At 63.2% G+C, this 23798-nt stretch carries 20 protein-coding genes and 1 other RNA gene; 13 read left to right on the forward strand and 8 right to left on the reverse strand.

Annotation, left to right across the window (positions count from 1 at the left end; translation table 11 throughout):
• The first annotated feature begins 246 nt into the window (after positions 1–246).
• Complete coding sequence (locus tag ASD01_RS00740) at positions 247–1266, forward strand: ArsR/SmtB family transcription factor (protein ID WP_034792368.1); 1020 nt, start codon at positions 247–249, stop codon at positions 1264–1266.
• Positions 1267–1268: 2 nt separating this feature from the next.
• Positions 1269–2216 carry a methylenetetrahydrofolate reductase [NAD(P)H] gene (gene metF / locus ASD01_RS00745; protein WP_034792372.1) on the forward strand — a complete coding sequence of 316 codons (948 nt, stop codon included), beginning with the start codon at positions 1269–1271 and terminating at the stop codon, positions 2214–2216.
• 743 nt (positions 2217–2959) lie between these two features.
• Here metF and ASD01_RS00750 read toward each other — a convergent pair.
• The 5 genes from ASD01_RS00750 to ASD01_RS00770 all read right to left on the reverse strand — a co-directional run bounded on the left by ASD01_RS00750 (position 2960) and on the right by ASD01_RS00770 (position 8517).
• Entirely contained in the window at positions 2960–3898 is a 939-nt protein-coding gene (locus tag ASD01_RS00750) for a DMT family transporter (RefSeq protein ID WP_060528751.1), read from the reverse strand.
• A 294-nt stretch (positions 3899–4192) separates the two neighbouring features.
• Positions 4193–5422, reverse strand: coding sequence for a lytic murein transglycosylase (locus tag ASD01_RS00755; RefSeq protein ID WP_034793581.1), 1230 nt, complete (start codon positions 5420–5422; stop codon positions 4193–4195).
• Positions 5423–5563: 141 nt separating this feature from the next.
• Positions 5564–6355: a glycoside hydrolase family 25 protein gene (locus ASD01_RS00760; protein WP_034792376.1), complete on the reverse strand. Its 792-nt coding sequence runs from the start codon at positions 6353–6355 to the stop codon at positions 5564–5566.
• A gap of 239 nt (positions 6356–6594) precedes the next feature.
• Positions 6595–7230, reverse strand: coding sequence for a class I SAM-dependent methyltransferase (locus ASD01_RS00765; RefSeq protein ID WP_051659249.1), 636 nt, complete (start codon positions 7228–7230; stop codon positions 6595–6597).
• 36 nt (positions 7231–7266) lie between these two features.
• Complete coding sequence (locus ASD01_RS00770; RefSeq protein WP_034792379.1) at positions 7267–8517, reverse strand: BtaA family protein; 1251 nt, start codon at positions 8515–8517, stop codon at positions 7267–7269.
• A 178-nt stretch (positions 8518–8695) separates the two neighbouring features.
• Between ASD01_RS00770 and ASD01_RS00775 the strand changes: the two genes are divergently transcribed.
• Both ASD01_RS00775 and ASD01_RS00780 read left to right on the forward strand, forming a co-directional pair.
• Positions 8696–10255, forward strand: coding sequence for an EAL domain-containing protein (locus ASD01_RS00775; protein ID WP_082572746.1), 1560 nt, complete (start codon positions 8696–8698; stop codon positions 10253–10255).
• A 129-nt stretch (positions 10256–10384) separates the two neighbouring features.
• Positions 10385–11737 (forward strand): serine hydrolase domain-containing protein, encoded by a 1353-nt coding sequence (locus tag ASD01_RS00780; RefSeq protein WP_034792383.1) that lies wholly within the window; start codon positions 10385–10387, stop codon positions 11735–11737.
• A gap of 67 nt (positions 11738–11804) precedes the next feature.
• Here the strand turns inward: ASD01_RS00780 and ASD01_RS00785 are convergent, their stop codons facing one another.
• The 3 genes from ASD01_RS00785 to ASD01_RS00795 form a co-directional block, all read right to left on the reverse strand.
• A complete protein-coding gene (locus ASD01_RS00785; protein WP_034792386.1) occupies positions 11805–12839 on the reverse strand; it encodes a lytic transglycosylase domain-containing protein in 1035 nt (344 codons plus the stop codon).
• Positions 12840–12955: 116 nt separating this feature from the next.
• Positions 12956–13591 (reverse strand): LysE family translocator, encoded by a 636-nt coding sequence (locus tag ASD01_RS00790; RefSeq protein WP_034792388.1) that lies wholly within the window; start codon positions 13589–13591, stop codon positions 12956–12958.
• A 128-nt stretch (positions 13592–13719) separates the two neighbouring features.
• The gene (locus ASD01_RS00795) at positions 13720–14937 is read right to left on the reverse strand and encodes a pyrophosphate--fructose-6-phosphate 1-phosphotransferase (protein ID WP_034792390.1); all 1218 of its coding nucleotides are present in this window, start codon (positions 14935–14937) and stop codon (positions 13720–13722) included.
• 430 nt (positions 14938–15367) lie between these two features.
• On the opposite strand from ASD01_RS00795, the gene ASD01_RS00800 reads away from it, so the two are divergent.
• The 9 genes from ASD01_RS00800 (at position 15368) to ASD01_RS00845 (ending at position 23751) form a co-directional block, all read left to right on the forward strand.
• On the forward strand, positions 15368–16075 hold the full coding sequence (locus tag ASD01_RS00800) for a J domain-containing protein (protein ID WP_034792391.1): 708 nt from the start codon (positions 15368–15370) through the stop codon (positions 16073–16075).
• Positions 16072–16836 carry an N-acetylmuramoyl-L-alanine amidase gene (locus ASD01_RS00805; protein WP_034792393.1) on the forward strand — a complete coding sequence of 255 codons (765 nt, stop codon included), beginning with the start codon at positions 16072–16074 and terminating at the stop codon, positions 16834–16836. The genes ASD01_RS00800 and ASD01_RS00805 overlap by 4 nt, the downstream gene beginning before the upstream one ends.
• Before the next feature lie 223 nt (positions 16837–17059).
• Positions 17060–17587, forward strand: coding sequence for a lytic transglycosylase domain-containing protein (locus ASD01_RS00810; RefSeq protein ID WP_034792405.1), 528 nt, complete (start codon positions 17060–17062; stop codon positions 17585–17587).
• Between the two features lie 290 nt (positions 17588–17877).
• Entirely contained in the window at positions 17878–19068 is a 1191-nt protein-coding gene (locus ASD01_RS00815; RefSeq protein ID WP_034793594.1) for an NAD(P)/FAD-dependent oxidoreductase, read from the forward strand.
• A 106-nt stretch (positions 19069–19174) separates the two neighbouring features.
• Positions 19175–19574, forward strand: an RNA gene (rnpB, locus tag ASD01_RS00820) — RNase P RNA component class A.
• A gap of 558 nt (positions 19575–20132) precedes the next feature.
• Positions 20133–20573, forward strand: coding sequence for a division/cell wall cluster transcriptional repressor MraZ (gene mraZ / locus ASD01_RS00830; protein WP_034792415.1), 441 nt, complete (start codon positions 20133–20135; stop codon positions 20571–20573).
• A gap of 14 nt (positions 20574–20587) precedes the next feature.
• The gene (gene rsmH, locus ASD01_RS00835) at positions 20588–21613 is read left to right on the forward strand and encodes a 16S rRNA (cytosine(1402)-N(4))-methyltransferase RsmH (RefSeq protein WP_034792418.1); all 1026 of its coding nucleotides are present in this window, start codon (positions 20588–20590) and stop codon (positions 21611–21613) included.
• Between the two features lie 6 nt (positions 21614–21619).
• On the forward strand, positions 21620–22003 hold the full coding sequence (ftsL, locus tag ASD01_RS00840) for a cell division protein FtsL (RefSeq protein ID WP_034792423.1): 384 nt from the start codon (positions 21620–21622) through the stop codon (positions 22001–22003).
• Entirely contained in the window at positions 22003–23751 is a 1749-nt protein-coding gene (locus ASD01_RS00845) for a peptidoglycan D,D-transpeptidase FtsI family protein (RefSeq protein WP_060643520.1), read from the forward strand. The genes ftsL and ASD01_RS00845 overlap by 1 nt, the downstream gene beginning before the upstream one ends.
• The last annotated feature ends 47 nt before the right edge of the window (positions 23752–23798 follow it).

Raw genomic sequence — 23798 nt, forward strand, 5'->3', positions numbered from 1 at the left:
ACCGGGAAGGGCGCCGGGTTTGTCACGGTTGCGTGGGGCTGCCCTCATTCGGGTCGTGAAGTCGGCCTACTAGCGGGACCTTCGCAGGTCTCCTGACGTGCCGCCCGAGACATCGTTTGGGGCGCATGGCGTCCATACACAAGCATCCGTTCCGCCGGCGCCATTGTTTGGCCTCTCCGCGCAAATCCGCTTGCGTCACCACCGCAAATCACATAAACATATCTTTATGTGTTGATGGGGATCGCTATGGCTCTGCAGAGAGAACTGGGTCTGGATGCGTTGGTGGACGTGCTGAAGGCGGCGGGCGAGCCGACCCGCATGCGTCTCGTCGCGCTTCTCGCCGCCGGCGATCTGACCGTCACCGATCTTACCGAAATTCTCGGTCAATCGCAGCCACGCATTTCCAGGCATCTGAAGCTGCTGGCGGAGGTCGAGCTGATCGACCGCTACCAGGAGGGCGCCTGGGCCTATTTCCGCCTCCGTCAGGACGGTGCCCGGGTCGGGCTCGTGCGGGCGATGCTGGCCTCCGCCTCCGTCGACGACGCGGTGTTGGCGCGTGATGCAGCCCGGCTCACCACCTTGAAGAAGGCGCGCTCGGAGAAGGCGCAGGCCTATTTCAGCCGCAACGCCGCCGGCTGGGACGAGCTTCGCCGCCTGCATGTCAGCGAGCGTGACGTCGAGGCGAAGCTGCGCGAAATGGTGGGCGACGAGCCGGTCGAAAGCTTGCTCGATCTCGGCACCGGCACAGGCCGCATCCTGCAGCTCTTCGAGGGCCTCTATCGGCGCGGTATCGGCGTCGACGCCAGCCGCGACATGCTTGCGGTGGCGCGCTCCAATCTCGATCGCGCTGGCATCACCAAGGCGTCGATCCGCCATGGGGACATCTTTAACCTGCCGCTCGACGGCCAGACCTTCGACCTCGTCACCATTCACCAGGTGCTGCATTTCCTCGAAGAGCCGGAAGCCGCGATCGCGGAAGCCGCGCGCATGCTGATGCCGGGTGGACGGCTGGTCATCATCGACTTCGCGCCGCACGGACTTGAGCATCTGCGCGACGAGCACGCCCATGCGCGCCTCGGCTTCTCGCACCAGGCGATGGCCGATTGGCTGGCGAAGGCTGGCCTTGTGCTCGAGAAGACCACGGATCTTTCGCCTGAGGGGGCGAATGATGGAAAATTGACGGTGACGATCTGGCTCGCGCGTGATCGGCGGGCCGTGAACGAGAATGAAACGCCGCGGCCGCGTGTCCAGGCGGGGGGAGTATAATAATGACGGCACAGACGCTTTACCCGGCCGAACGCGGCAATCTCCGGCTCTCCTTCGAATATTTCCCGCCCAAGACCGACGAGATGGAAGCGCAGCTCTTCCAGACGGCAGACGACCTTTCGGCCTTCGGTCCGGCCTTCATCACCGTCACCTACGGCGCCGGCGGCTCGACCAAGGCGCGTTCGCTGACGACGGTCAGGCGCTTGATCGCGGAAAGCGGCTTTGCCAATACCGCTGCGCACCTGACCTGCGTCGGCGCGCCGAAGGCGGAGGTCGATGCCGTGATCGACGAGTATCTCAGCTTCGGCGTCCGCCACTTCGTGGCGCTGCGCGGCGATCCCCAGGGCGGCATCGGCAGCACTTACCAGCCGCATCCCGAGGGTTACGCCAGCAGCACCGACCTCGTGCGGGCGATCCGTGCGCGCGGGGACGACATCGAGATTTCCGTCTCCTCCTATCCGGAGAAGCACCCGGAAAGCCCTGACGTCGCCGCTGACATCGACATGCTGAAGCGCAAGGTCGATGCGGGCGCAACCCGGGCCCTGACCCAATTCTTCTTCGACAACAATGATTTCGAGCGCTACCTCGAACGAGTGCGGCGCGCTGGCGTCAACATCCCGATCGTGCCGGGCATTCTGCCGATCAACAATCTGGCGCAGGTGCAGAAATTCGCTGGCCTCTGTGGCGCCACCGTGCCGGAGGCGATCGTCACGCGGCTCGTGCATCTCGAGGACCAGCCGGTCGAGCGCTTCAAGGAGGCGACCCACATCGCCGCCGAGCAGATCGTCGATCTCGCCCGGCGCGGCGTACGCGATTTCCATATCTATTCGATGAACCGCACGCCGCTGGTGACAGCCGTGCTGGATCTCGTCGGTTTCGAGCGGGCCTCTGTGGAAGCGGTGGGCGCGATCGATGCACCGCGGATGGTGGCGGCCGGCGCGGCCGCCTGACCTTCGCTCGCACCTTGCGACGGGCAAGGTGCGCTTCGCCATGTTGAACTTCCGAATGGCTGCGAACGCGCCGCGTGTCCTGGCAGACAGAGGTCGCCGCCGCGCTTTGGTATGGCTCCATGCCTTTTGGGGTCTCTTCGGCTGCGGTCGCAGCAAGCGTCCCGATCGCTACAGCATCCACCAAAAAGGAAAGCGCCCGAAGATCGATCTTCAGGCGCTTTCTCGTTTGTCGCAGCGTCTAGACCTTATGCTCTCTTGGCGGTCTAACTGGCTTGGTGCTGCAAAATGGTTTCCCGGAAATTTAAGTCCCTATTCGGTTTGGACTCTCAGCGGCCGCTCCTCAGATGAAGAGCATCGTGGCCACGAATACGAACGCTGCACTGATCATGATGACATTCAGCGAATGTGTAAGGCCCATGGAAGACCCTCCCTGCGTTAACGCGTTAAAACATAGGGCGAAATCACGACACGTTAAAGGGAAACTTGTGCTGCAGTGCGAAATGCGTGAGCCGGCGCTGCCTTATTCACAGGCCTATAGTTCTGATTTTATTTAATTTTCCAGGCTGCCACATTTTTTTCACAATCGCTTCACCAAGGTTAATATAAACGTTTGTTACCGTGCGTGAGTGGCCCGGAGCGGGACGAAAATCGGCCGTCGATTCCCCCGCAAACCATGTCTTTTTCACGCGGTGCGAAGCACTCAAGGTGTGTGGGCTTTTCCTGTAACCGACCACGATCAGATGTCAGGCGACCCGCCTGAAACGCAGGATTCGACCGTCGAGCACGGCGAGGCCAAGGGCGATCAGCACCATGCCGGCAAAATCGGCCGCCTGCAGCGTCTCGCCGAGAAAGAGGTAGCCGAGCAGGATCGCGCTTGGCGGCACCAGCAGGGTGACCAGTGAGGCATTGGTGGCGCCGGCCGCGCGCATGATGCGGAAAAAAAAGATGTAGGCATAGGCCGTCGAAACCAGCGCCAGGCCGAGGATCGACAGGATCACCTCGACGGGCGGCATCGGCAGCAGCCAGGGCGTGTCCGTAAAGGCGGCCACCGGCAGCGCGATCAGCGTCGAGGCGGTCAGCTGGCCTGCGGCCGTCACGGGAGGCGCGAGATCGCGGAAGCGTTTGCCGTAGGTCGCCGCAAAACCATAGCTGATGGCGGCAAGCACCGGCAGCAGCAGCGCCCAGAGCGGCACGCTGCTTGTGGTGCCGAAGAGACCGGCAACGGCGCTCGGCCCGATCAGGACGACGGTGCCGGCGAGCCCGAGCAGACAGCCGGCGATCTTGGCGGAACTCAGCTTCTCGTCCTCGGTCGCCATGTTGGCGATGATCACCGTCCAGACCGGCGTCGTGGCGTTGAGGATCGCCGCCAGTCCGGCGCCGATATGGGTTTGTCCAAGGAAGATGAAGGCGTGCGGAATGGCGTTGTTGATCAGCCCCATCAGCGCGAATTCGCGCCAGCGGCCGGCAAGCGCCTCGTACATGCCGAAGCGGCCGCGGATGTAGATATGCAGCGCCAGGGCTGCCAGGCCCAAACGCAGGAACACCAGCGTGAAGGGCGGCACATGGGCGACGGCAACGCGGGCGAAGAAGAACGATCCGCCCCAGATCAGGCCGAGCAGGGCAAGCAGCGCCCAGGTCCCGGCGCTCATCTGATTGCCATCGACGGTGCTTCGCGCATTCATGGTGATGCCTATCCGTGCTGATTGCGTGGTGGCGTCAGTCTCCCTCCGCCGGGTGGACGCCATGGCGCAAGCGCCTGGTTACCGCTCCCGGATCGGTTGTGCTCCGACACATGATACATAACCCGGCACGCCCGGCGGAACCACCCGGTTCTTGCGGCGATGATGAGGGCCGCATGCGTGGGGGCGAGCCGGTGGGCTCTCATCAACCGGGATCCGGTCGGTCGTTGTGGCATGAAAAAACCCCGGAGATCGATCCGATCTCCGGGGTCATGGTTTTGAAACTGCGGTTCGGGCTTAAAGCGCGTTCAGGAGTTCGAGCGTCGCCCAGCCGTCGGCCGGACGGCCGAGGCGGAGCTGCTCCTTCTGGAGTGCCGCACGGGTGCCGGAGCCGAGGATGCCGTCGATCTTGCCGACATCGTGGCCGAGCGTCTGCAGCTTGCTCTGCAGTGCCTTCATGCCGGTGTCGTCGAGGCCCGGTTCCGGATTGCCGCCTTCATAGGTCGGCGCGCCGCCGAGACGGGTCGCGAAATAGGCGGCAGATGTTGTGTAGATGAACGACTGGTTCCATTCGAGATAGACGTTGAAGTTGGGGTAGGTGAGGAAGGCCACGCCCTTGCGGCCCTGCGGCAGCACCAGCGAGGCTTCGAGGTTGCCGAAGGCGGTGTCGCCGTTGCGCGGCTTGACGCCGAGCGCGAACCAGTCGCTGGCCTTCATGCCCGGCTGCAGGCCGGTCTTTTCCCAGGGGAGTTGCTCGGGAACGCTGACTTCCTGGATTACCGGCTGGCCAGCCTTGTAGCCGAGGCTCTGGATGAACTTGGCGGCGGTCAGGATCGCGTCGGGCGAGCTCTTCTTCAGGTTCACGTGGCCGTCGCCGTCGCCATCGACGCCATAGGCGATGATGTCTTCTGGCAGCATCTGCACCTGGCCGATCTCGCCGGCCCAGGCGCCTGTCGTCGTCGCCGGGTCGAGGTCGCCATGCTGGACCATCTCGATCGCCGCGATCAGCTGCGGGCGGAACATCTCTGGACGGCGGCAGTCGTGGGACAGCGTCACCAGCGCGTCGCGGGTGTTGAAGTCGCCCTGGACGGCGCCGAAGTCGGTCTCCATCGCCCAGAAGGCGGTGATGACCGGGGCCGGCACGCCGAATTCTTTCTCAGCGCGAGCAAAGACGTCAGCATATTCCTTCATTTTCTGCTGGCCGATATCGAGGCGCGACTTGCTGACGGTGCGCTTGGAGAATTCGGTGAAGGTCTGCTTGAAGACGCCCTGGGTGCGGTCGCGGCTGAGCACCTTTTCATTGATGGCGGCACCGGCGAGCGCCCGGTCAGCGACATCGGCCGGAACGCCCTTGGCGACCGCTTCGGCCTTCACGCCCTGAAGGAAGGTTGCGAGATCGCCACCGCAGGCAACGGCCGGGGATGCCGTCTTCGCGCCTGTCGAGGCTGCGGTCTGGGCGGCGGCGGCCGAGGCGGTCAGCGCCAGAAGAGCGACGGAGGCAAGCGCGCGCCGGGCTGTGCGGGTCATCATGAAATTCCTTTCTTTGCCGTGGGGCGCCTTGCACCACCACGGGCAATCAAATCGCTGCGAAATCTGTCGTTGCTCTCTCAGAGCATTATGACCGAAAGAAGAAAATGGGTCTTCCTGCCGCACCTGTCGGCAGGAATGTCAGTTCTGCTTCGGCTGCGAGACCGCGGCGACCCAGTTCTTCCAGTTTTTCGCCGAGCCGGCGAAGACATTGATATCGGTGGCGCCGTCGATGCCGGGGATGACCCCGGTGCTGGTATATTGCCAGAACGCCCAGCGGCGCTCGACGTAGACCTCACCCGGATGCTTGGCGACCGAGCGCACCCAGAAGTGATGTTCCTTGAACTGGTCGACGAGATTGTCGCGGTGGAAGTCGACCGAGGTGTAGATGATCGGGCGCTTGCCGTAATGGGCTTCGAGCCGGTCCATGAAGCGCTTCATCTCGACGCGCACTTCGTCCGGCGTCGGGCGATGGCGGCAGGTCTTCGATTCGCCGTTCCACTCGACGTCGAGAACCGGCGGCAGGTAGACGGCGCTCTTCGGCACGTTGGCGATGAACCAATCGGCCTGGTCGTCGGCGGTCGAGCAGAAATAGTAGAAGTGATAGGGCGCATAAGGGATGCCGGCGGCCCGTGCCTTCTGCCAGTATTCGGGAAAGCGGGTATCGACCCGGTCCTTGCCTTCCGTCGCCTTGATGAAGGCGAAGGAGACGCCCGAGTTCTTCACCTTCATCCAGTCGATATCGCCATTCCATTTCGAAACGTCGATGCCGTGGATATTGTGGTGCTGCGGGGTCCGGTCGCCGAAGTTCTGCGGGTCCGTATCGTGGAAGCGCGGCGGGATCGATGCCGTCTGCATCAGGTCATAGTCGGTCGACGAGCAGCCGGAAAGAAGGGTGGCAAGCGGCAAGAGAGCCAGGAGAAGCCGGCGCATGATTTTCCTGTCTAGAGACGATCGATGATCCTGCCTCACACGATGGCTTCCTGTCGGTGATTTCCCCAGTGAGGCGTGAACCCCATTTTCACCATATCATCGTAAAAATTGAGTTAGCTCAAGCGGGAATTGCGGACGGCAGAAAAGCGCAAAAGCGCCGAAAACCAGGCGGTTTCGGCGCTTGCCGGAATGGCTGCCCTCAGGCGGGATGCAAAACCTTTGTGTAAACCGCCTGCCGTTCAGTCGGCGATCGCCACGGAAGGGCGGTGATAGACGGCGAGCCAGGCATAGCCGCGGCCGATCGTGCGCCGCTCGAGATCGGCGCCATTTTCGCGGGCTTTCTCGCGTAACACGTCGAACAGCCGCTCGCGCGGCGTCACGTGAAAGCGGTTGAGCCAGCCGTGCAGCGCCCGGCGGAAGCTCGTCGGCAGGCGTTCCTGCTGGCCGAAATCGGCAATGTGCAGCGAGCCGCCCGGATTAAGCGCTGTGATCGCCGCGTCGATCGCCTTCTGCCAGTCGGGGATCATCGACAGCGAGTAGGAGATGACGATGTGATCGAAACCCCTTTCGCCGAAGATCGCCGGATCGAAGTCCGTTGCGTCGGCGACATGCAGCGTGGCGCGCCTGTTGCCGCCACGGTTGAGCTTCGCGCCGGCCGAGGTCAACATTTCCTGGGATATGTCGAGCCCGAACAGGCGGGCCGACGGGAAACAGCGGCCGATCAGCGCCAGATTGCGGCCGGTGCCGCAGCCGACCTCAAGCACCGAGGCACCGGAGGCCGGGTTCATGTCGCGGATCAGCGTGTCGCGGCCGAAGAGGTAGTACTTCCGCGTGAGATCGTAGAAGTGCCGCTGATAGCGGTACATGTGGTCCATGCGCCGCGCGTGGGAGATCCCGGCCTGTTGCACGTCTCAGCCCTTCCTGCGGTAGATGTGGAAGCCGCCATAGATGGCGGAGCGGTCTTCGGCGCCGAGCCGTAGCGAGGTTTCGGCATCGTAGTGCCACTGGTCGAGCAGGGCCGGGGAGACACGGCCGGGCAGGATGCTGTCTTCCGCCGCCGTGCGGAAGATCACGACTGCGCCCTCATCCGCCGTGCGGGTGATCTCGGTCCAGAGGTCGTTCAGCTGCTGGTCGGTCATCCAGTCCTGCGCGTCGAGCAGGATATAGCGGTCGACCGAGCCGGCGGATTTGCCGGCGAGAAGCTCGGTGAAGCTTGCGTGATGTACCTCGACGCGCTCGGCATTGTTGCGGATCGCCTCATAGGCGCCGGCGTCGAGATAGGGCGGCAGGTCGCCTTCATGCGGCAGCGGGTAGCGGCGGCCGAAGGCCTGCCAGGCGAAGTAGTTTTCGCGCAGCGGGAAGTGACAGGTGAGCTTTTCCAGGCGATGGCGCAGAACGGCGGCGAGCGACTTTTCGGCACTCAGGCTTGCGAGCTCGTCGAACTGCTGCGGCGGAATGCCGAGGCCGAAGAGGGAGCTCTTGCGCCCGGTGATCCAGCGGATGACGGGACGATCGAAGAGAGGCGCCAGGCGCTCGTCGAAGAACTGCCGCTGTTCGCGCATGGAGCGCGCCTGGACGAAGTCCTCCGGATTGACGCCGTGCAGGCGGGCAAGCAGGTGGCTGGCTGCAATGAAGCGGCCGAGCAGACCGGTGCGGTAGATATTGCGGCCAAAGACGCCGATACGCCGGCGACCGGTCATGTCGCGGCGGGTCCAGTAGCTGCGCGTCGCTGTATCAAGCTTCGGCGCGAGGAATAGATCGAAAGCCTGGACGTTGGTCGTCGTGCCCTGGATCGCCAGGAAGCGCGTGACATCCTTGTGGCTCGGCAGATGGCGGAAGGCTGCGAGCTTCAGGCGGTTGAGCGCGATATGGTGCGGGTTGAGGTCGACGACGTCTATTTTCCGTGGGCCGGCCGACAGATAGGTCAGCATGTTGCAGCCGCCGGAGCCGATGGTGACGATCCGGCTTTCCGGGGTCAGTTGCATCGCCTCCATGTCGACGATCGGATCTTCCCAGATCTGCGGATAGACGAGGCCCGAAAAGAGCAGGCCGAACAGACGTTCCGAGAAGCCTGCGAGGGAGAGGGTCTTGTGCTGGAGCAGGGCGTTTTTCAGCTTCGGATTTTTTCTGCCAAAGCCAACGTCGGAAGCGATTTCATTCATCTCAGACGGTCATCCAGTTGAAACTTAGGCGCTTCTAAAGTGACTCGGCTACACTTTGATGACGGGCTTTCTCACAGGGCTGGGGCGGTCTCCGGAACGCAAATCTACAATTTTTCACCCATAAGAATTCATTAAACCCTGACGTGCTAGCACCGCCTTACATACGGGGGGCGTCGACATGATGTTAGGTACGTTTCTGCCGAAGCCCGAGCAGCGATTTGCGGCTGCCGGCGCGGCATTGGGGGCTCTGGTTTCTGTGGCGTGGCTTGCCAGCGGAACCGCTCTTCCCGACCAGATGGCGCCGCATTGGGACGTCCCTGCCGTTATGGCGGCCGGCGCCATGCCTTTCATCCTCGGCGGCTCCTTCTATCGCTGGCGCTACTCGCGCCGGCTTGAGCTGGAGCTGCGTGCCGCGCGGCGCGCCGAGCGTCGCCTGCGCAACGAAGTCCATCGCGACAAGCTGACTGGGCTTGCAAACCGCGCTGCGCTCGAGGCCGATATCAGCCAGGCACTCAGCGCAGAAGGTGCCGCGTTTGCGCGCAACGCCTTGCTTCTTCTCGATCTCGATCGCTTCAAGGTGATCAACGACACGCTGGGACATGACGCCGGCGACCGGTTGCTGGCTCTGTTCGGCGCCCGGCTCAGGCGTGCCTTTGCCGGCGAGGCGACGGTCTACCGCCTCGGCGGTGACGAGTTCGTGCTTGCGGCCGCGTGCGCGCCGTCTCAGGCCGATGCGGAAATGCTCGCAACGCGGGTGGAAAAGCTGTTCGAAGCGCCGTTCGATCTCGGGGAAACGCGCATCGCTTCAGGCTGCAGCATCGGCATCGCCTTCATCGAGCGGTCGGACAAATCGACATCCGACGTGTTGAAAAGGGCGGACCTGGCGCTTTACGAAGCCAAGGCGATCAGCGGCAACAGTCATGCCTTCCACTCGGAAACCCTGAGCCATGCCGTGCGGCAGCGGGCGGAAGCCGAGCGCGATCTTACGCGCGGTTTCGAGGCAGAGGAGTTCTTTCTCGCATTCCTGCCGATCCTCGGCATCGAAAGCGGCTCCATCGGTGGGTTCCAGGCGCTGCTGCGCTGGCGGCATCCGCATCTCGGCGTCATCGGCGCGGAAACGTTCGAGCCGCCGGAGCAGAGCGCGACTACGCTGGCGCTTGCCGCCTGGGCGCTTCAGTCCGCCTGCAGGCAGGCGGCCGGCTGGTCTTTCCCGAAAGGGCTGACGATTGCGCCCTTCGTCTCGCAACTGCGCGACCGCGATTTCGTCACGCACGTGGAGCGGTGCCTTTCGGATGCTGGCCTTTCGCCGGAACGCCTGACGATCGAGGTCGCCGAGGGCGTCTCGACGGACGATCTCGTCATCGTCACCGAAAACTTGCGGGGGCTGCGCGCGCTCGGCGTTCGCGTCGCGCTTGGCGGCGGCTCCGCCTCGTCGCTGCCCCTGAACCAGATCTCGGAGGTGCAGCCCGACCAGGTGACCGTCGATCTCGCCGCCGTGCGGGCCGCACATGGCAGCGAACGCAGCGTGGCGTTGCTCGCCTGCCTGATCAAGACCGGACAGGTGCTGCGGCTTTCGATCGCCGTCAGCGGTGTCGAGAAGGAGAGCGAGGCGGATTGCGCGCGGGCCTGTGGCGCTGCCGAGATCCGCGGTCCCTGGGTTTCGCCTGTTATGGCCGACGTGTCGGTGCTCGTCGGCGACGGCGAAGCGGGAGAGGCGCGCCTCTCTGCGAGTGCGTGAGCGAGAGCTCGAAGCGCTGCACTTTTTTCGACTGCTTGTGCGTTTTTCCAATATGAAAAGTTGAGGCGGCCGGGGCTTTCCCTTGCAGCAAAATGCTGGTTCTCTTTGCGCATCAGGCCGGAGGATCGCATGGGACGTTTGTTGAAGATTTCGGGTGCCGTGCTGGCGCTGATCGTCGTCGGTCTGTTCGGTTGGCTTGCGCTGGCGCCGCCGCAACTGCTGAAGGTCGGCGACGGCTATGCGGCAAAAATCGTCTGTTCCAACGTCTTCATCGCCGGACGCGATGCCCAGGCTGTGCTCGCCGACGACGTGCAGGCCCCCGGCCACCCGTTGCTCAAGCTGGTGCGCGTCGGTGTCGACAAAGAGAAACAGCTGGTGACGGCACGCATCCTCGGTTTTGCCGCACCCGGTTACGCGGCCTATCGTCCGGGTGCCGGCTGCGCCAGCCTGCCGGACGGCGATGCCGCGGCTCTGGCACCAATCGAAACGAAAACCGCCGCAGCGGCGCCCGTGCCGGGTGTGGCCTGGCCCGAAGGCGAGGGGGCCGTGATCGAGCCGACCTTGCAGAAGCTCGTCGAGGACGCTGACCTCGCCGGGCCGGGCATGCGGGCGATCGCCGTGATCCACGACGGCCAACTGGTGGCGGAAACCTATGGCCAGGGTTTCGACCGTTCGACGCCGTTGCTCGGCTGGTCGATGACCAAATCGGTGACGGCGGCGCTGATTGGCCTCAGGATTGCAGAAGGGCGCATGGACGTGTCGCAGGGCGACTTGCTGCCGGAATGGGCCGGGGACGAGCGGGCGGGCATCACGCTTGCGGACCTGATGGGGATGCAGAGCGGGCTTGCCTTTAACGAGAATTATGGCGCCGTCACCGACGTGACGCGCATGCTCTATCTGGAAAGGGACATGGCGGGTTTTGCCGCGACGCGGACGTTGGGTGCAAAGCCCGGCACGAACTTCAGCTATTCCAGCGGCACCAGCACGCTGCTGTCGCGGATCTGGATGCGCACCTTCGACGATCCGACGGCAGCGCTTGCCTTTCCCTATGACGCTTTGTTTGCGCCGCTCGGCATGACGAGCGCCGTCCTGGAGACGGACGAGAGCGGCACCTTCGTCGGTTCCTCCTACATGTATGCGACGACGCAGGACTGGGCGCGGTTCGCGCAGCTCCTGCTGCAGGACGGTGTCTGGAAGGGGAGGGCGATGCTGCCGAAGGACTATGTCGCCTTCATGCGCACGCCGACCAAGGCATCGGGCGGCAAATACGGCCAGGGCCAGGTATGGCTGGAGGAAAACGGCGCGCGGGCGGGAACGGGCAGTTTCCCGGCAGATGCCTTCTGGATGCTCGGGCATGACGGCCAGGCGATCATGCTGGTGCCTTCGCTGAAGCTGGCGGTCGTGCGGCTGGGGCTTACGCCTTCGCGGCTCGGCTATGACGTGCAGACACTCAACGCCAAAATAATAGAGGCGCTCGATTGAGCGCCTCGTAAGGATATTCCAGAGCCGTCGAGAAGCAGCTTCGCTTCGGGCCAGCCGGGTGGCCGGCTTACTTCATGCCGAGCTCTTCGAGCAGGCCCTTGCGCTTGGCGTGATAGTAATAGCCGCTGGCATAGAGCTTTACTGCGCTGTCATGCTGGTTGTCGGCCACCATCCAGGCGCCGTGCAGATACTTGGTCGCGTATTTGAGGTTGGTTTCGGCGTCGAACAGACCTTCCGCCGGACCGTCATAGCCGAGACCCTTGGCGGTGTTGTAGCGGATCTGCATCAGGCCGTAATTGCCCTTGCTGTAGGCGCGCGGATTGTAGTTGCTCTCGCGCTTGACGACGCGGTGCACCAGTTCCACCGGAATGCCGTTGAGATCGGCATAGTACTTGATCATCTTGTCGAGTTCGGGACGCGAGCTCGTCGGCGTCTTGGTGAACTTCATCGAATCCGGGATGACGTTGGCGACTGCGGCCACCGTCGAGCCGATGACGCCGGTCTTCGGGCGCTCGGTCGGAACGATCATGCGGTTGGCGACCAGAGTTTCGAGGCCGACCGGTTCGCCGGTGTCGAAGTCCGATTCCATTGCTGCTGCAACTGCGAGCGTCGAGACCGGCAGATCCTGGACGCGAGCGGTCTTGGTTGCCGCCGGCGAGAGGGCGGCGGATGCCACCTGAGTGGAGTCGGCGGGCGAGGGGGCTTCCGCTGCGGCAATCGCCGCGCTGGCGCCGGTCTGCGTCGTCGGGGCAACCATGGCAAGCGCCATGGTGTCGCCCGGCTTGGCCGCGGGGACCGCGACCAGTGCGGGTGCTGCTTCCGCACCCTGTGCCAGATCGGTCGCGACCGGATAGGTGGCGGCGACGCCAGCGGTCTGAGCTGTCAAGGCCGCGCTCGTTGCGGTGGCGGCGCCGTCGGGCGTCGGCAGTGCATAGGCGGTCATTTCGGTGCCGGGCTTTGCGAGGGGCGTAACCGTCTGCACGGCCGTGAGGTCTGCCAGCGACGTGTGCTCTACCGTTGAGCATCCCGAGACGATGGTCGCCGACAACAAAGCTGCCACGCCAAACGTCTGTTTGGAAAGGGAAATACGGTAATTCGCCATTCTGTCACTTTCGTGCTTCTGGGCCCCGTAGCCCCTGCAAATCAGCGGTTGCCAGCCGCCAAGCGTGAATCTCCATTAACCTATGAGGCTGGCGGCGGCAAGCGTGGGGTCGAATTTCAGGCCGTGGCCCGCTTCATCGTGGCCGTCAAAAGCCCGGCGCCGATCAGCATGGAGCCGCCGGCGCGGTTGACGATCCGCCGCACATTCGGCTTGGAAATCGTGCTGCGGGCGGCGGTCGCAAGGGCTGCATAGAGGCTGGCATTGAGGATCGCGAGCGTGAGGAACGTCAGCTCGAAAATCGCCATCTGGGTAAAGAGCGGCTGGCTGAGATCGAGGAACTGCGGCAGGAAGGCGACGAAGAAGACGATGCTCTTCGGGTTCAGCGCAGTCACCGCATAGGTATGAAAGAAGATGCGAAGCGGGCGTTCCGTCGACGTGGTTTCGAGGTCGGCGTCGCCGCCGGCGGCCACCGGCGCGCGCCAGAGCTTGATGCCGAGCCAGATAAGATAGGCAGCGCCCACCCATTTCAAGACGGTGAAGATGGCGGCAGAGGTGGCAAGCAGGGCGCCGAGGCCGAGCATGGAGGCGGTCATGGCGGTGAAATCGCCGAGCGCCACACCGGCGACCGTCGCGCCCGCCGTCTTGCGGCCATGGCCGAGCGCGTAGGAAATGACGAGGAGAATGGTGGGGCCGGGGATGGCGAGCAGCACGGCCGAGGCCGCGGCAAAGGCAAACCAGTGTTCGAACGACATGAAAAAGCTCCGCGCTGAAGGTGGTGTTCGGCAATCAATTCGCCGAGCCAGCCACGGAAACGCGGAGCCGTCAACGTCTAATCAAGCGTTGTCGGCGGGTGGCATATCCACCCGCCGGCAAGTGTCGGTCAGTGCTTCTGGGCCTTCCACTTCTGGCCGATGACATCCATCACCTCGCCGAACCACTTGGTGGAGGTATCGAACTGCTTGCCGCCCTTGATGCGCGGGAATTCGATGGTGCGCAGCTTGCCGCCCTGGTCTTCGTCGTGACCGGTGACGCCCGAGACCTTGTTGAGGGCGCTTTCGACGGCAAGGTCGACCATGCCCTGGATCAGGCGCAGGTCGTCGCCGTTGGCCGGGGCCGAGCGGGCGTAGTAGCCAGATTTCTGCACCATCGAGCGTTCGGCGCCGAGAAGGGCTGCAAACTGCTTGGAGAACCAGTTGCCGACATTGATCGTGTCGATCTTCACGTGGCCGAAGGCATCACGCTTGATGGTCTCGCCGGCTGCTTCCCGCTCGGCGACGATGGCGTCGAGGCAGGCGCCTTCACTGACGAACAGCGTCACGAAGCCGGTGCGGTCCATAACCTTGCGCAGGCGATCGGCTTCGCCCTGCAGGTCGAACTTCATCTCCGGCAGATAGAGGCCGTCGATGTTCTTCATCTGGCGGTTCATCATGAAGCCGTCGACGAATTCCTTGTCGTCGGTCATCTGGATATAGGAGCGGGCGGTGGTTGCCGTCAGCCAGCCGCTATGGCGGCCCATGACTTCATGGACGACGAGCGTGCGCGGGGCGGCACTCTGTTCGTTGCTGACATTGTCGAAGAAGCGGGCGCCGTATTCGGCAGCCGTCCAGGCGCCGAGCGTCTGGCGGATCGGAACGACGTCGTTGTCGACGGTCTTCGGCAGGCCGACCACGGTCAGGTCGTAGCCGTTGGCGCCGAGATAGGCGGCAAGGTCGGCAGCGGTCGTGTTGGTGTCGTCGCCGCCGATGGTGTGCAGGATCGAAATGCCGTCCTTGGCAAGGCGCTCGGCTGCGACACGCAGCGGGTTTTCGCCTTCCTTGACCAGGCCGCGCTTGACGCAGTCGGCGGCGTTGGTGAGCTTGACGCGGCTGTTGCCGATCGGCGAGCCGCCATGGCGATGCAGGATATGGGCCTTTTCGCGCATGTCGCGCGTAATTTCGATCTGGTCTCCAAGGAGTACGCCCTGGTAGCCCGAGCGATACGCGACCAGCTCATATTCGGGTGCTACGTCCGTATAGCGCTCGATCAGTCCTCCAACGGCCGATGACAGACAGGGCGCGAGCCCGCCGGCCGTCAGCATTGCGACTTTTTTCTTGGCCATGTTTCCTCCTCGGGACTTTGGCATGCGATGGGTGCGGCCTCCATAGCGCAAATCAGATGGAATTTAAATGACGGGCCTGTGGATGTTGTGTCGAGGCTGCGCGAGAACGGCTGCTGGGCGCCGTCGGAAACGCGGGGCGGGCTCGGTGTCGCGCCGATTGTCGCAGCCGGAGGAGCGCAATCGGGCGGCGCGGCCTTCGCGGCCGGTGCATTTGGTGTGTTTTTCGGCATAAATTCGCCGCTTCGGATCGCTAGGTTGTTCCCAAGGGAACAGCTTTCCGTCTACCAGCTGTCGCAAGTTCCAATCGATGGATTGACAATAGTGAGGTGCCATCACAAATTCGTCATCCTCGTGGTTCGGACCATCCCACCGCTTGCAATTTGCCACCACACAAGTCCATGCTATACGCTGGAGAGACAGGGATTCTCGCATGTCATTCTGGGACAGCCTCCTCAAAATCGTTACCGCCACCGGCAATGCGCTTGCCGGTGTGGTCGAGGCCGTGCGTACCCTGTTTGAGGGCGACCCGGAGACACGGCGCAAGGTTGCCTTCTCCGTCGCGATGATCGCGCTTTCGGCCAAGATGGCCAAGGCCGACGGCATCGTCAGCGAGGCCGAGGTCGCCGCCTTCCGCGACATCTTCCAGTTCCCGCCCGACCAGGCGCAGAACGTCGCGCGTCTCTATAATCTGGCGCGCCAGGACGTCGCCGGCTACGAGGCCTATGCGGAGAAGATGGCGTCGCTGTGTTCGTCCTGCGAAGAAAACTGCCCGATCCTCGAGGATATCGTCGACGGCCTGTTCCACATCGCCAAGTCCGACGGTGCAGTTCATGAGCGCGAACTGGCGTTCCTGGTGCGGGTCGCCGAGATCTTCGGCATGGACGAGGCGCATTTCGAGCTCATCATGGCCCGCCATGTGCACGGAGACGGTCGCGACCCCTATCAGGTGCTCGGCGTTTCGCGTAAGGATGATTTCGCCGACATCCGCAAGCGCTACCGTGTGCTGGTTTCCGAAAACCACCCGGATATGCTGGTGGCGCGCGGCGTACCGCAAGAATTCCACGCGATCGCCAATGATCGCATGGCGGCGCTGAACGCCGCCTATGAGGCGATCGAGAAAGAACGCCGAGCCGCATGACTTCGAAATACTGCGACTATCCGGGGGCTCGCTTCATGCCGTCGCCCAATTTTGGCGACCGCGCCGACAGGCGGGCACCGGATATGATCGTGCTGCACTACACCGGCATGGCAACGGGCGCTTCGGCGCTCGAATGGCTTTGTCGCGAAGAGAGCCAGGTTTCCAGCCATTATTTCGTTCATGAGGACGGACGCGTCGACCAGCTCGTGCCTGAGACGCTGCGTGCCTGGCACGCGGGCAAGAGCTACTGGAAGGGCGAGACCGACATCAACTCCTGTTCGATCGGTATTGAGATCGCCAACCCGGGCCACCCCGGCGGGTTGCCGGATTTCCCGAAGAAGCAGATCGATGCGGTCGTCGAATTGTGTCGGGACTGTGGCCAGCGGTGGTCGATCGCCCCGGAAAGGGTGCTGGCGCACAGCGATATCGCCCCCATTCGCAAGGTTGATCCGGGAGAAAAATTTCCTTGGCATGTTCTTCACCGTGAAGGGGTCGGGCACTGGGTTGAGCCGGCTCCGATCGGCGGCGGGCGCTTCTTTCAGCGCGGCGACCGCGGTCAGCCGGTAGAGGCCATCCAGTCGATGCTGTCGCTCTATGGCTACGGCATTGAAGTGACTGGTGATTTCTGCGAAAAAACCGAGGGCGCCGTCGCCGCGTTCCAAAGGCATTTCCGGCAACAGAGGGTAGACGGCATCGCCGACATCTCAACCCTCGATACGCTCCATCGCCTGCTTTCCGGGCTGCCGCAATTTATCGCCTGACGCGGAAGAATTTTTCGTCCCGAAGCCTGTTTTCCGGATGTTCGTGGCATGTTTTTTTAGCTTTGCCACATGTTTACCATGATGCGCCGTTCATTTCCCGCTCATTGAAACTGCAGGAACTTCGGGGCGCAACGCTCACGTCCTGTGAATGAAACGATCGGGACGTGAGGCTCGAAGCGGGGTGCGCTTCGGTCCAATCCCCAGACCGGAGAATTCAAACTACATGAGAATATCGTCTGTTGCTGCGGTGGCGGCATGCCTTGGCATGTTCTTCGCCGGGATGGGTACGTCGTATGCGGGGAATGTCGACAAGACCATCAAGACCTCTTCCATCCCGACCGTCACCCGGACCACAGGCTTCCCGAAACCGGACCTTCCGCAGAACGTTCAGTATACGGCCCTGATCAAGAGCTATGCGAAGCAGTACGGCGTTCCCGTCGATCTGGCGCATGCGGTCGTCAAGGTCGAAAGCAACTTCAATCCGAAGGCACGCGGCAGCGCCGGCGAGATCGGCCTGATGCAGATCAAGCCCGCCACGGCGCGCATGATGGGCTATTCGGGCTCCTCCAAGGGTCTCTACGACCCGGAAACCAACATCAAGTTCGGCATGAAGTATCTCGCCATGGCGCATGAGCTTTCGGGCGGCACCACCTGCGGCACGATCCTCAAGTACAATGCCGGCCATGGCGCCAAGCGCATGAACCCGGTTTCCAAACGCTATTGCGGCAAGGTCCAGGACATCATCGACTAGAACGCCGTGCGTTCCAGCGAACGCACGAGGGGCGCTTTGGCATCCCAATTCTAGAGCATCTGGCCGCCTCGGTGTTTCCGCTTGAGGGCGGAATGCTCTAGTCCCTGACAGGCGTGGGTGATCCATTTGCCCACGCGACGAGAGAGCATCGTCCGCCGGCCACGCGGCAATGGCGGATGCTCCAGCCGGACAGGTCTCGCGTTCCGGCGCACCAATTAAATCCTTGAGTGGTGGTGCCCTAAGAGCACCGATATGCTACCTCCTTCCGTGTCAGCGGAGCGGGGATGAGCATGTCGGAAAGCTTTGATTTCATTGTCGTCGGCAAGGGCATGATGGGCGCTGCGGCTGCCCGGCACCTGGCGCTCTCGGGTGCTGGCGTCGCGCTCGTCGGTCCTGACGAGCCGACCGACTGGGCCAGTCATTCCGGCGTCTTTTCCAGCCACTACGACAATGCCCGCATCACCCGCACGATCGACGACGACCCCGTCTGGGCGCGTCTCGCCCGTCGCTCGATCGAGCGCTACGACGAGATCGAACGCGAAAGCGGCATCCGGTTTTATCACGAGGTCGGCTGCCTGATGGCGGGGCCAGCGCCGGGCTCGAGCTACGACTATATCGAGCAGGTGGAAAAGGCGCGGGATGCGCTCGGCGTCGAAGCGCCGCTCTATGACAGCGAGGCGCTGTCGCGGCGCTTTCCCTGGTTCCGTTTTCCCGAGGGCACGGCCGGCGTTTATGAACGCCTTGGCGCCGGCTACATCAATCCACGCGCGCTCGTTGCGGCGCAGGTCATCTGTGCCGAGAAGGCCGGCGCACGGATCGTGCGCGACGAGGTCGGCGCCGTCTCCGAAGCGGACGATCGCGTTGTCGTCACGACGGTCTCGGGCGTGCGCCTGGAAGCGGGCCGGGTCATCGTTGCGGCCGGCGGATTTTCCCTGTCCGACAAACTGCTGCCGCGGCCGATCGACTTGACGGTCAAAGCTCGCACGGTGCTGTTCGCGGAGGTGGCGGCGAGCGAGCTGCCTGACTTCGAGGGCATGCCCTCGCTGATCGGTGCAGCACCCGAGCAGGAGAAGAGCTACTACCTGCTGCCGCCGGTCGGCTATGCCGACGGCAGGACCTACATCAAGATCGGCGGCGATCCGATCGACAGGATCCTGGGTGACGAGCCGGCGATACGGCACTGGTTCCGCGGACCGGGCGGTGCGGCAGCGGCCGAGCATCTGCGTCGGCTGCTGGCCGAGGTGATGCCTGATTTCCGGCCGGTCTCCACCCGCTTTTCACCCTGTGTCACCTCGTTTACCCGCGACGGGCTGCCCTATATCGGCTTTGCCGAGGGCGACCGCATCGCCGTCGTCACCGGCGGCAACGGCCAGGCGGCAAAAAGCTCCGACGAGATCGGCAGGCTCGGCGCTGTCCTTGTGCAAAATGGCCGGATCGATGAGCCCGAATATGACGCCGACTTCGCGGTCGCCTTTCGCTAGGTGCGGCGGCATCCACCCGGTCTCGACCGATCTGCCCTGTTGGCAGCGTGAAAAACACTGCCGTTTTTTCTGGCGCCGGGCGGGGGCTTGCGTTAAGGAGCGCCTGCCAGTTGGCCGGGCAGCCGCTCTCCGCAAGTGCCGAAAGGCCGCGGGGGGAGGAAAGTCCGGGCTCCACGGAAGCACGGTGCCGGATAACGTCCGGCGAGGGTGACCTCAGGGAAAGTGCCACAGAAAGCAAACCGCTCCGCTTGCGGAGTAAGGGTGAAAGGGTGGGGTAAGAGCCCACCGCGGACATGGCGACATGGACGGCACGGCAAACCCCACCGGGAGCAAGACCGAATAGGGATGACGCGGACGCGCAAGCGCCCAGCCTGTTTCCGGGCCAGTCATCCGGGTGGGTTGCAAGAGGCTGCGTGCAAACGTAGTCCCAGATGAATGGCTGCCACGTTCCGTTGCCTTCGGGTGACGGGGCCATACAGAACCCGGCTTACAGGCCAACTGGCGATTTTCTCTCTCTCTCTCTCTCTCTCTCTCTCTCTCAATGCGGGCCGAACGGTTCAGCGCGCGCGGATCGCGCCTTGCAAATCGGGCTGATCCGCATGCCATTTTTGCGGCCGGCAGCGGTGCAGGTTTAGGCGGTTGTGTCGTTGCCGCCGTGCATTCTTCTCTTGCGATGACGCGCAAGCGCCTCTGCGCAACGGTGTTTCTGCGCTTTTTCTCACATTCTGATTTTTCAACGATTTGAAGCCGTTCGACCGTCGCATTCCCGCACAGTGGGGGTCTCTTCGTAACCCTTCGTTAAACTTAACAACCTATCAATATTTGATCAGCCCGACGGCTGTTTGTGATCCATTCCCATTGACGCCCATATGGTCCCATGATATCCCATAATGGCACTGCGCAGGGGCTGCTTCGCGGCCCAATATCGCAAGATTCCAATGCCTTCCGGCTTCGGAGGGTGGTCGGACATTCCACTGTTCGGCGGGGCGGTCTTGCGTGCGGAGTGACGTGTTCTCGCGGGTCGATGATCGTGGCCCGTCAGTCTTGGGCGGCCGTTTCGCGTTATGAACCGCTTCTTGTCACATGCCACCAATCGGATCGATGCGAAGGGGCGGGTCTCTGTTCCCTCGGCGTTTCGCTCCGTGCTGTCGGATGGGGGCGTTCGGGAGCTATACTGTTTTCAGGATTTCGTCTTTCCGGCGATCAGCGTCGGCGGGCCGGAGCTCCTGGATCGGTTCGAGAAGCAGATGGCGGCCGAGGATCCATTTTCTCCGGAAGCCAACGAGATGTCGCTGCTGGTTCACGGGGGTGGCGTCTTTGTGAAGCTCGATCCGGAAGGCCGGTTGATGATGACGGATTTTATCCGCGACTTCACCGGCATCTCGACCGACGTGATGTTCGTCGGGCGGGGCGATTATTTTCAGCTCTGGGAGCCGCAGGCCTTTCAAAAGGCGCAGGCGGCGGCCCGGGAAGGGCGCAAGTCACGGGGGTTGCGTCCAGAATAGAATGGAGAGAGGGAATGGTGACGGATCAAGGCGGAGGTGTTTCTGAAGCCGAAGGCGGACCGGTTCGTCACATTCCCGTTCTCTTGCCCGAGGTGCTTGCGGCTCTCGAGCCCGCGCCCGGCAAGGTCATCCTTGATGGCACTTTCGGTGCCGGTGGCTACAGCTCCGCAATCCTCAAGGCCGGTGCCGACGTGATCGCGCTCGATCGCGACCCGACGGCGATTGCCGCAGGGCAGGCGCAGGTCGCCGAGTGGGCCGGCCGGCTGAAGCTCGTTCATGCACAGTTCTCCGATCTTGCTGCCCATGCGCCCGAAGGCGGGCTCGATGGCGTCGTGCTCGATATCGGCGTTTCCTCCATGCAGATCGATGAGGCCGAGCGCGGCTTCTCCTTCCAGAAGAAGGGGCCGCTCGACATGCGCATGTCGGCTTCGGGCGTTTCGGCGGCCGATGTCGTCAATCGCGCCAAGGTCTCTGATCTCATCCGCATCTTCGGCTTTCTCGGTGAAGAGAAGCAGGCCGGCCGCATCGCGCGTGCGATCGAGAAGCGCCGGGCCGAGCAGCCCTTCGAAACGACCCGCGATCTTGCCGGCCTGATCGAGGTGGTGACGCCGCGCAAGGCCAAGGACAAGATCCATCCCGCCACCCGCGTCTTCCAGGCGCTGCGCATCTTCGTCAACGACGAGCTCGGCGAACTGGCAGAGGCGCTGTTTGCGGCCGAGCGAGCGCTGAAGCCCGGCGGCCGTCTTGTCGTCGTCACCTTCCATTCGCTCGAAGACCGCATCGTCAAGGCCTTCTTCCAGGACCGCTCCGGCAAGGCCAGCGGCTCGCGTCACCTGCCGATGGTGTCCGCGCGTGCCGCAACCTTCACGCCAGTTGGCAAGCCTATGGTGGCAGCCAGCGAGGAAGAAGCGTCCCTCAATCCGCGCGCCCGCTCTGCCAAGCTTCGCGCCGGTATCCGCACGCAAGCCGCGTCGCCGGGAAACGATCTGTCCATTTTCAATCTGCCGGAACTGGCAAGCCTTGCACGGCTGGGGGGCTGACAAGACATGCTTCGAACGTTCGATATCGTTCTGATCGTCGTCATGACGGCCGCGGCCACGGTGACCTATACGATCAAGCACCGCGCCGAAAACAAGCTTGAGGAAGTCCGCAAGCTCGACGTGGCGATCAAGCTCGAGGAAGACACGATCGATCTGCTGCGGGCCGACTGGGCGCTTCTGACCCAACCGAACCGCCTGGAGCGCCTCGTCGGTGCCTTCGGAGCCGACCTGCAACTCGTGCCGACCCCCTCGACACAGCTCGCCCAGCCGCAGGAACTGCCGATGCTGAAGGCCGATCTGCCCGTGCCCGAGGACAAGTCGGCCAAGGATGGCATCGCTGCCATCATCGAAAAGACCGATAAGATCGCAACTGGCTCGGTGGCGCGCTGATGTCGTTTCTCTCCCGCATCATGGTGTTGAAAAGCAAGGCGCACTTCTCGGCGGGCGGCAACAACCGACCGGCTGAAAGCGGCGTCAACGTCACCTTTCAGGGGACGCGCAAGAAGACCACGAACCAGGCGAAGAACCGCGTCGCCATCGTGATCGCCAGCTTCGGCATCGTCTATGCCGTCATCGGCGGCCGCCTGGTGCAATACGGCATGGCGGCACCCGAAACCGTTTCCAGCATCGGCCGGGCCGACAACCTGATGGCGTCGCGCCCCGACATTCTCGACCGCAACGGCGAGATCCTCGCGACCGACATCCGCACCGTCTCGCTCTATGCCGAGCCGCACAAGATCGTCGATGCCGACGAAGCGGTCGAGCGGCTGGCGACGGTGCTGCCCGACATCAACGCCCGCGAAATCTACAACAAGCTGAAGTCGAAATCGCGCTTCCAGTGGCTGCGCCGGCAGCTGACCCCGAAGCAGCAGTCGGAGATCCTGGCGCTCGGCATTCCCGGCGTCGGCTTCCGCCCGGAAAAGCGCCGCTTCTATCCCGGCGGCCACACCGCCGCGCATATCCTCGGCCACGTCAACATCGACAACCGCGGCGTTGCCGGCATGGAGCGCTACATCGACAGCCAGGGGCTGGCCGACCTTGCCGCGATCGGCATGACCAGCGACGCCAAGCTCGAGCCGGTGAAGCTTTCTATCGACGTGCGCGTGCAGAACATCGTGCGCGACGTCATCGACGCCGGCATGAAGAACTACCAGGCGCTCGCCGCCGGCGCCGTCGTGCTCGACGTGCATACCGGCGAAGTGCTGGCAATGGCGTCCGTTCCCGACTACGACCCGAACAAACCGGCCGAAGGGGCGGAAGAGGGCTGGATGAACCGCATGTCGAACGGCACGTTCGAAATGGGCTCCACCTTCAAGACCTTCACCATCGCCATGGGCCTCGATTCCGGCAAGGTGACGCTCAACGACAGCTTTGACGCCTCGGCGCCGATCCGTATCGGCGGCTTCACCATCAAGGACTTCCACGGCAAGCGCCGCGTGCTGACTGTCCCGGAAATCTTCCAGTATTCGTCGAACATCGGCACCGCGAAGATTGCCGATCTCGTCGGCATTCCCGGCCACAAGGAATTCCTGACGCGCCTCGGCCTGCTTTCGAAGCTGCCGACCGAACTGCCGGAAGTGAAATCCCCGACGCAGCCGCGCGAATGGAAGAAGATCAACTCGGTCACCATCTCCTTCGGTCACGGCGTCTCGACGACGCCGCTGCAGACGGCGGTCGCGGGTGCTGCACTCGTCAACGGCGGCAAGCTGATCGAACCGACCTTCCTGCCGCGCACCGAGGAGCAGGCCGACGCCGTCTCCACATCGGTGGTCAAGAAGAGCACCAGCGACGACATGCGCTTCCTGCTTCGCTGGAACGGCATTGCGGGCTCCGGCAAGCGCGCACTGGTGCCGGGCTTCAACGTCGGCGGCAAGACCGGCACGGCCGACAAGGTGGTCAACGGCCGCTATGCCAGCGACCAGAACTTCAACGCCTTCCTCGCGGCCTTCCCGATCGACAACCCGAAATACATCGTGCTGACCTTCATCGACGCGCCGAAGACCGGCGAGGGTGGCGGGCGCACCGCAGGCTCGAACGCGGCTCCCATGGTTCGCGACATCATCAGCCGCTCTGCGCCGCTGCTCGGTGTCGAACCAAAATTTGGAGAAGACGGTTCTGCCTTGCTTGTGTCTTATTAGACATGAAATGAGAAAGCGGACGATTCGCGATTCTTGCGGATCGAAAT

Source organism: Ensifer sp. Root423 (assembly GCF_001426275.1).
Taxonomy (GTDB): domain Bacteria; phylum Pseudomonadota; class Alphaproteobacteria; order Rhizobiales; family Rhizobiaceae; genus Ensifer; species Ensifer adhaerens.

Bases quoted from the DNA above. Each gene is read 5' to 3' on its own strand.
- ASD01_RS00740 (WP_034792368.1), top strand. From the start codon at position 247: ATGGCTCTGCAGAGAGAACTGGGTCTGGATGCGTTGGTGGACGTGCTG.
- metF (WP_034792372.1), top strand. From the start codon at position 1,269: ATGACGGCACAGACGCTTTACCCGGCCGAACGCGGCAATCTCCGGCTC.
- ASD01_RS00750 (WP_060528751.1), bottom strand. From the start codon at position 3,898: ATGAATGCGCGAAGCACCGTCGATGGCAATCAGATGAGCGCCGGGACC.
- ASD01_RS00755 (WP_034793581.1), bottom strand. From the start codon at position 5,422: ATGACCCGCACAGCCCGGCGCGCGCTTGCCTCCGTCGCTCTTCTGGCG.
- ASD01_RS00760 (WP_034792376.1), bottom strand. From the start codon at position 6,355: ATGCGCCGGCTTCTCCTGGCTCTCTTGCCGCTTGCCACCCTTCTTTCC.
- ASD01_RS00765 (WP_051659249.1), bottom strand. From the start codon at position 7,230: ATGGACCACATGTACCGCTATCAGCGGCACTTCTACGATCTCACGCGG.
- ASD01_RS00770 (WP_034792379.1), bottom strand. From the start codon at position 8,517: ATGAATGAAATCGCTTCCGACGTTGGCTTTGGCAGAAAAAATCCGAAG.
- ASD01_RS00775 (WP_082572746.1), top strand. From the start codon at position 8,696: ATGATGTTAGGTACGTTTCTGCCGAAGCCCGAGCAGCGATTTGCGGCT.
- ASD01_RS00780 (WP_034792383.1), top strand. From the start codon at position 10,385: ATGGGACGTTTGTTGAAGATTTCGGGTGCCGTGCTGGCGCTGATCGTC.
- ASD01_RS00785 (WP_034792386.1), bottom strand. From the start codon at position 12,839: ATGGCGAATTACCGTATTTCCCTTTCCAAACAGACGTTTGGCGTGGCA.
- ASD01_RS00790 (WP_034792388.1), bottom strand. From the start codon at position 13,591: ATGTCGTTCGAACACTGGTTTGCCTTTGCCGCGGCCTCGGCCGTGCTG.
- ASD01_RS00795 (WP_034792390.1), bottom strand. From the start codon at position 14,937: ATGGCCAAGAAAAAAGTCGCAATGCTGACGGCCGGCGGGCTCGCGCCC.
- ASD01_RS00800 (WP_034792391.1), top strand. From the start codon at position 15,368: ATGTCATTCTGGGACAGCCTCCTCAAAATCGTTACCGCCACCGGCAAT.
- ASD01_RS00805 (WP_034792393.1), top strand. From the start codon at position 16,072: ATGACTTCGAAATACTGCGACTATCCGGGGGCTCGCTTCATGCCGTCG.
- ASD01_RS00810 (WP_034792405.1), top strand. From the start codon at position 17,060: ATGAGAATATCGTCTGTTGCTGCGGTGGCGGCATGCCTTGGCATGTTC.
- ASD01_RS00815 (WP_034793594.1), top strand. From the start codon at position 17,878: ATGTCGGAAAGCTTTGATTTCATTGTCGTCGGCAAGGGCATGATGGGC.
- mraZ (WP_034792415.1), top strand. From the start codon at position 20,133: ATGAACCGCTTCTTGTCACATGCCACCAATCGGATCGATGCGAAGGGG.
- rsmH (WP_034792418.1), top strand. From the start codon at position 20,588: ATGGTGACGGATCAAGGCGGAGGTGTTTCTGAAGCCGAAGGCGGACCG.
- ftsL (WP_034792423.1), top strand. From the start codon at position 21,620: ATGCTTCGAACGTTCGATATCGTTCTGATCGTCGTCATGACGGCCGCG.
- ASD01_RS00845 (WP_060643520.1), top strand. From the start codon at position 22,003: ATGTCGTTTCTCTCCCGCATCATGGTGTTGAAAAGCAAGGCGCACTTC.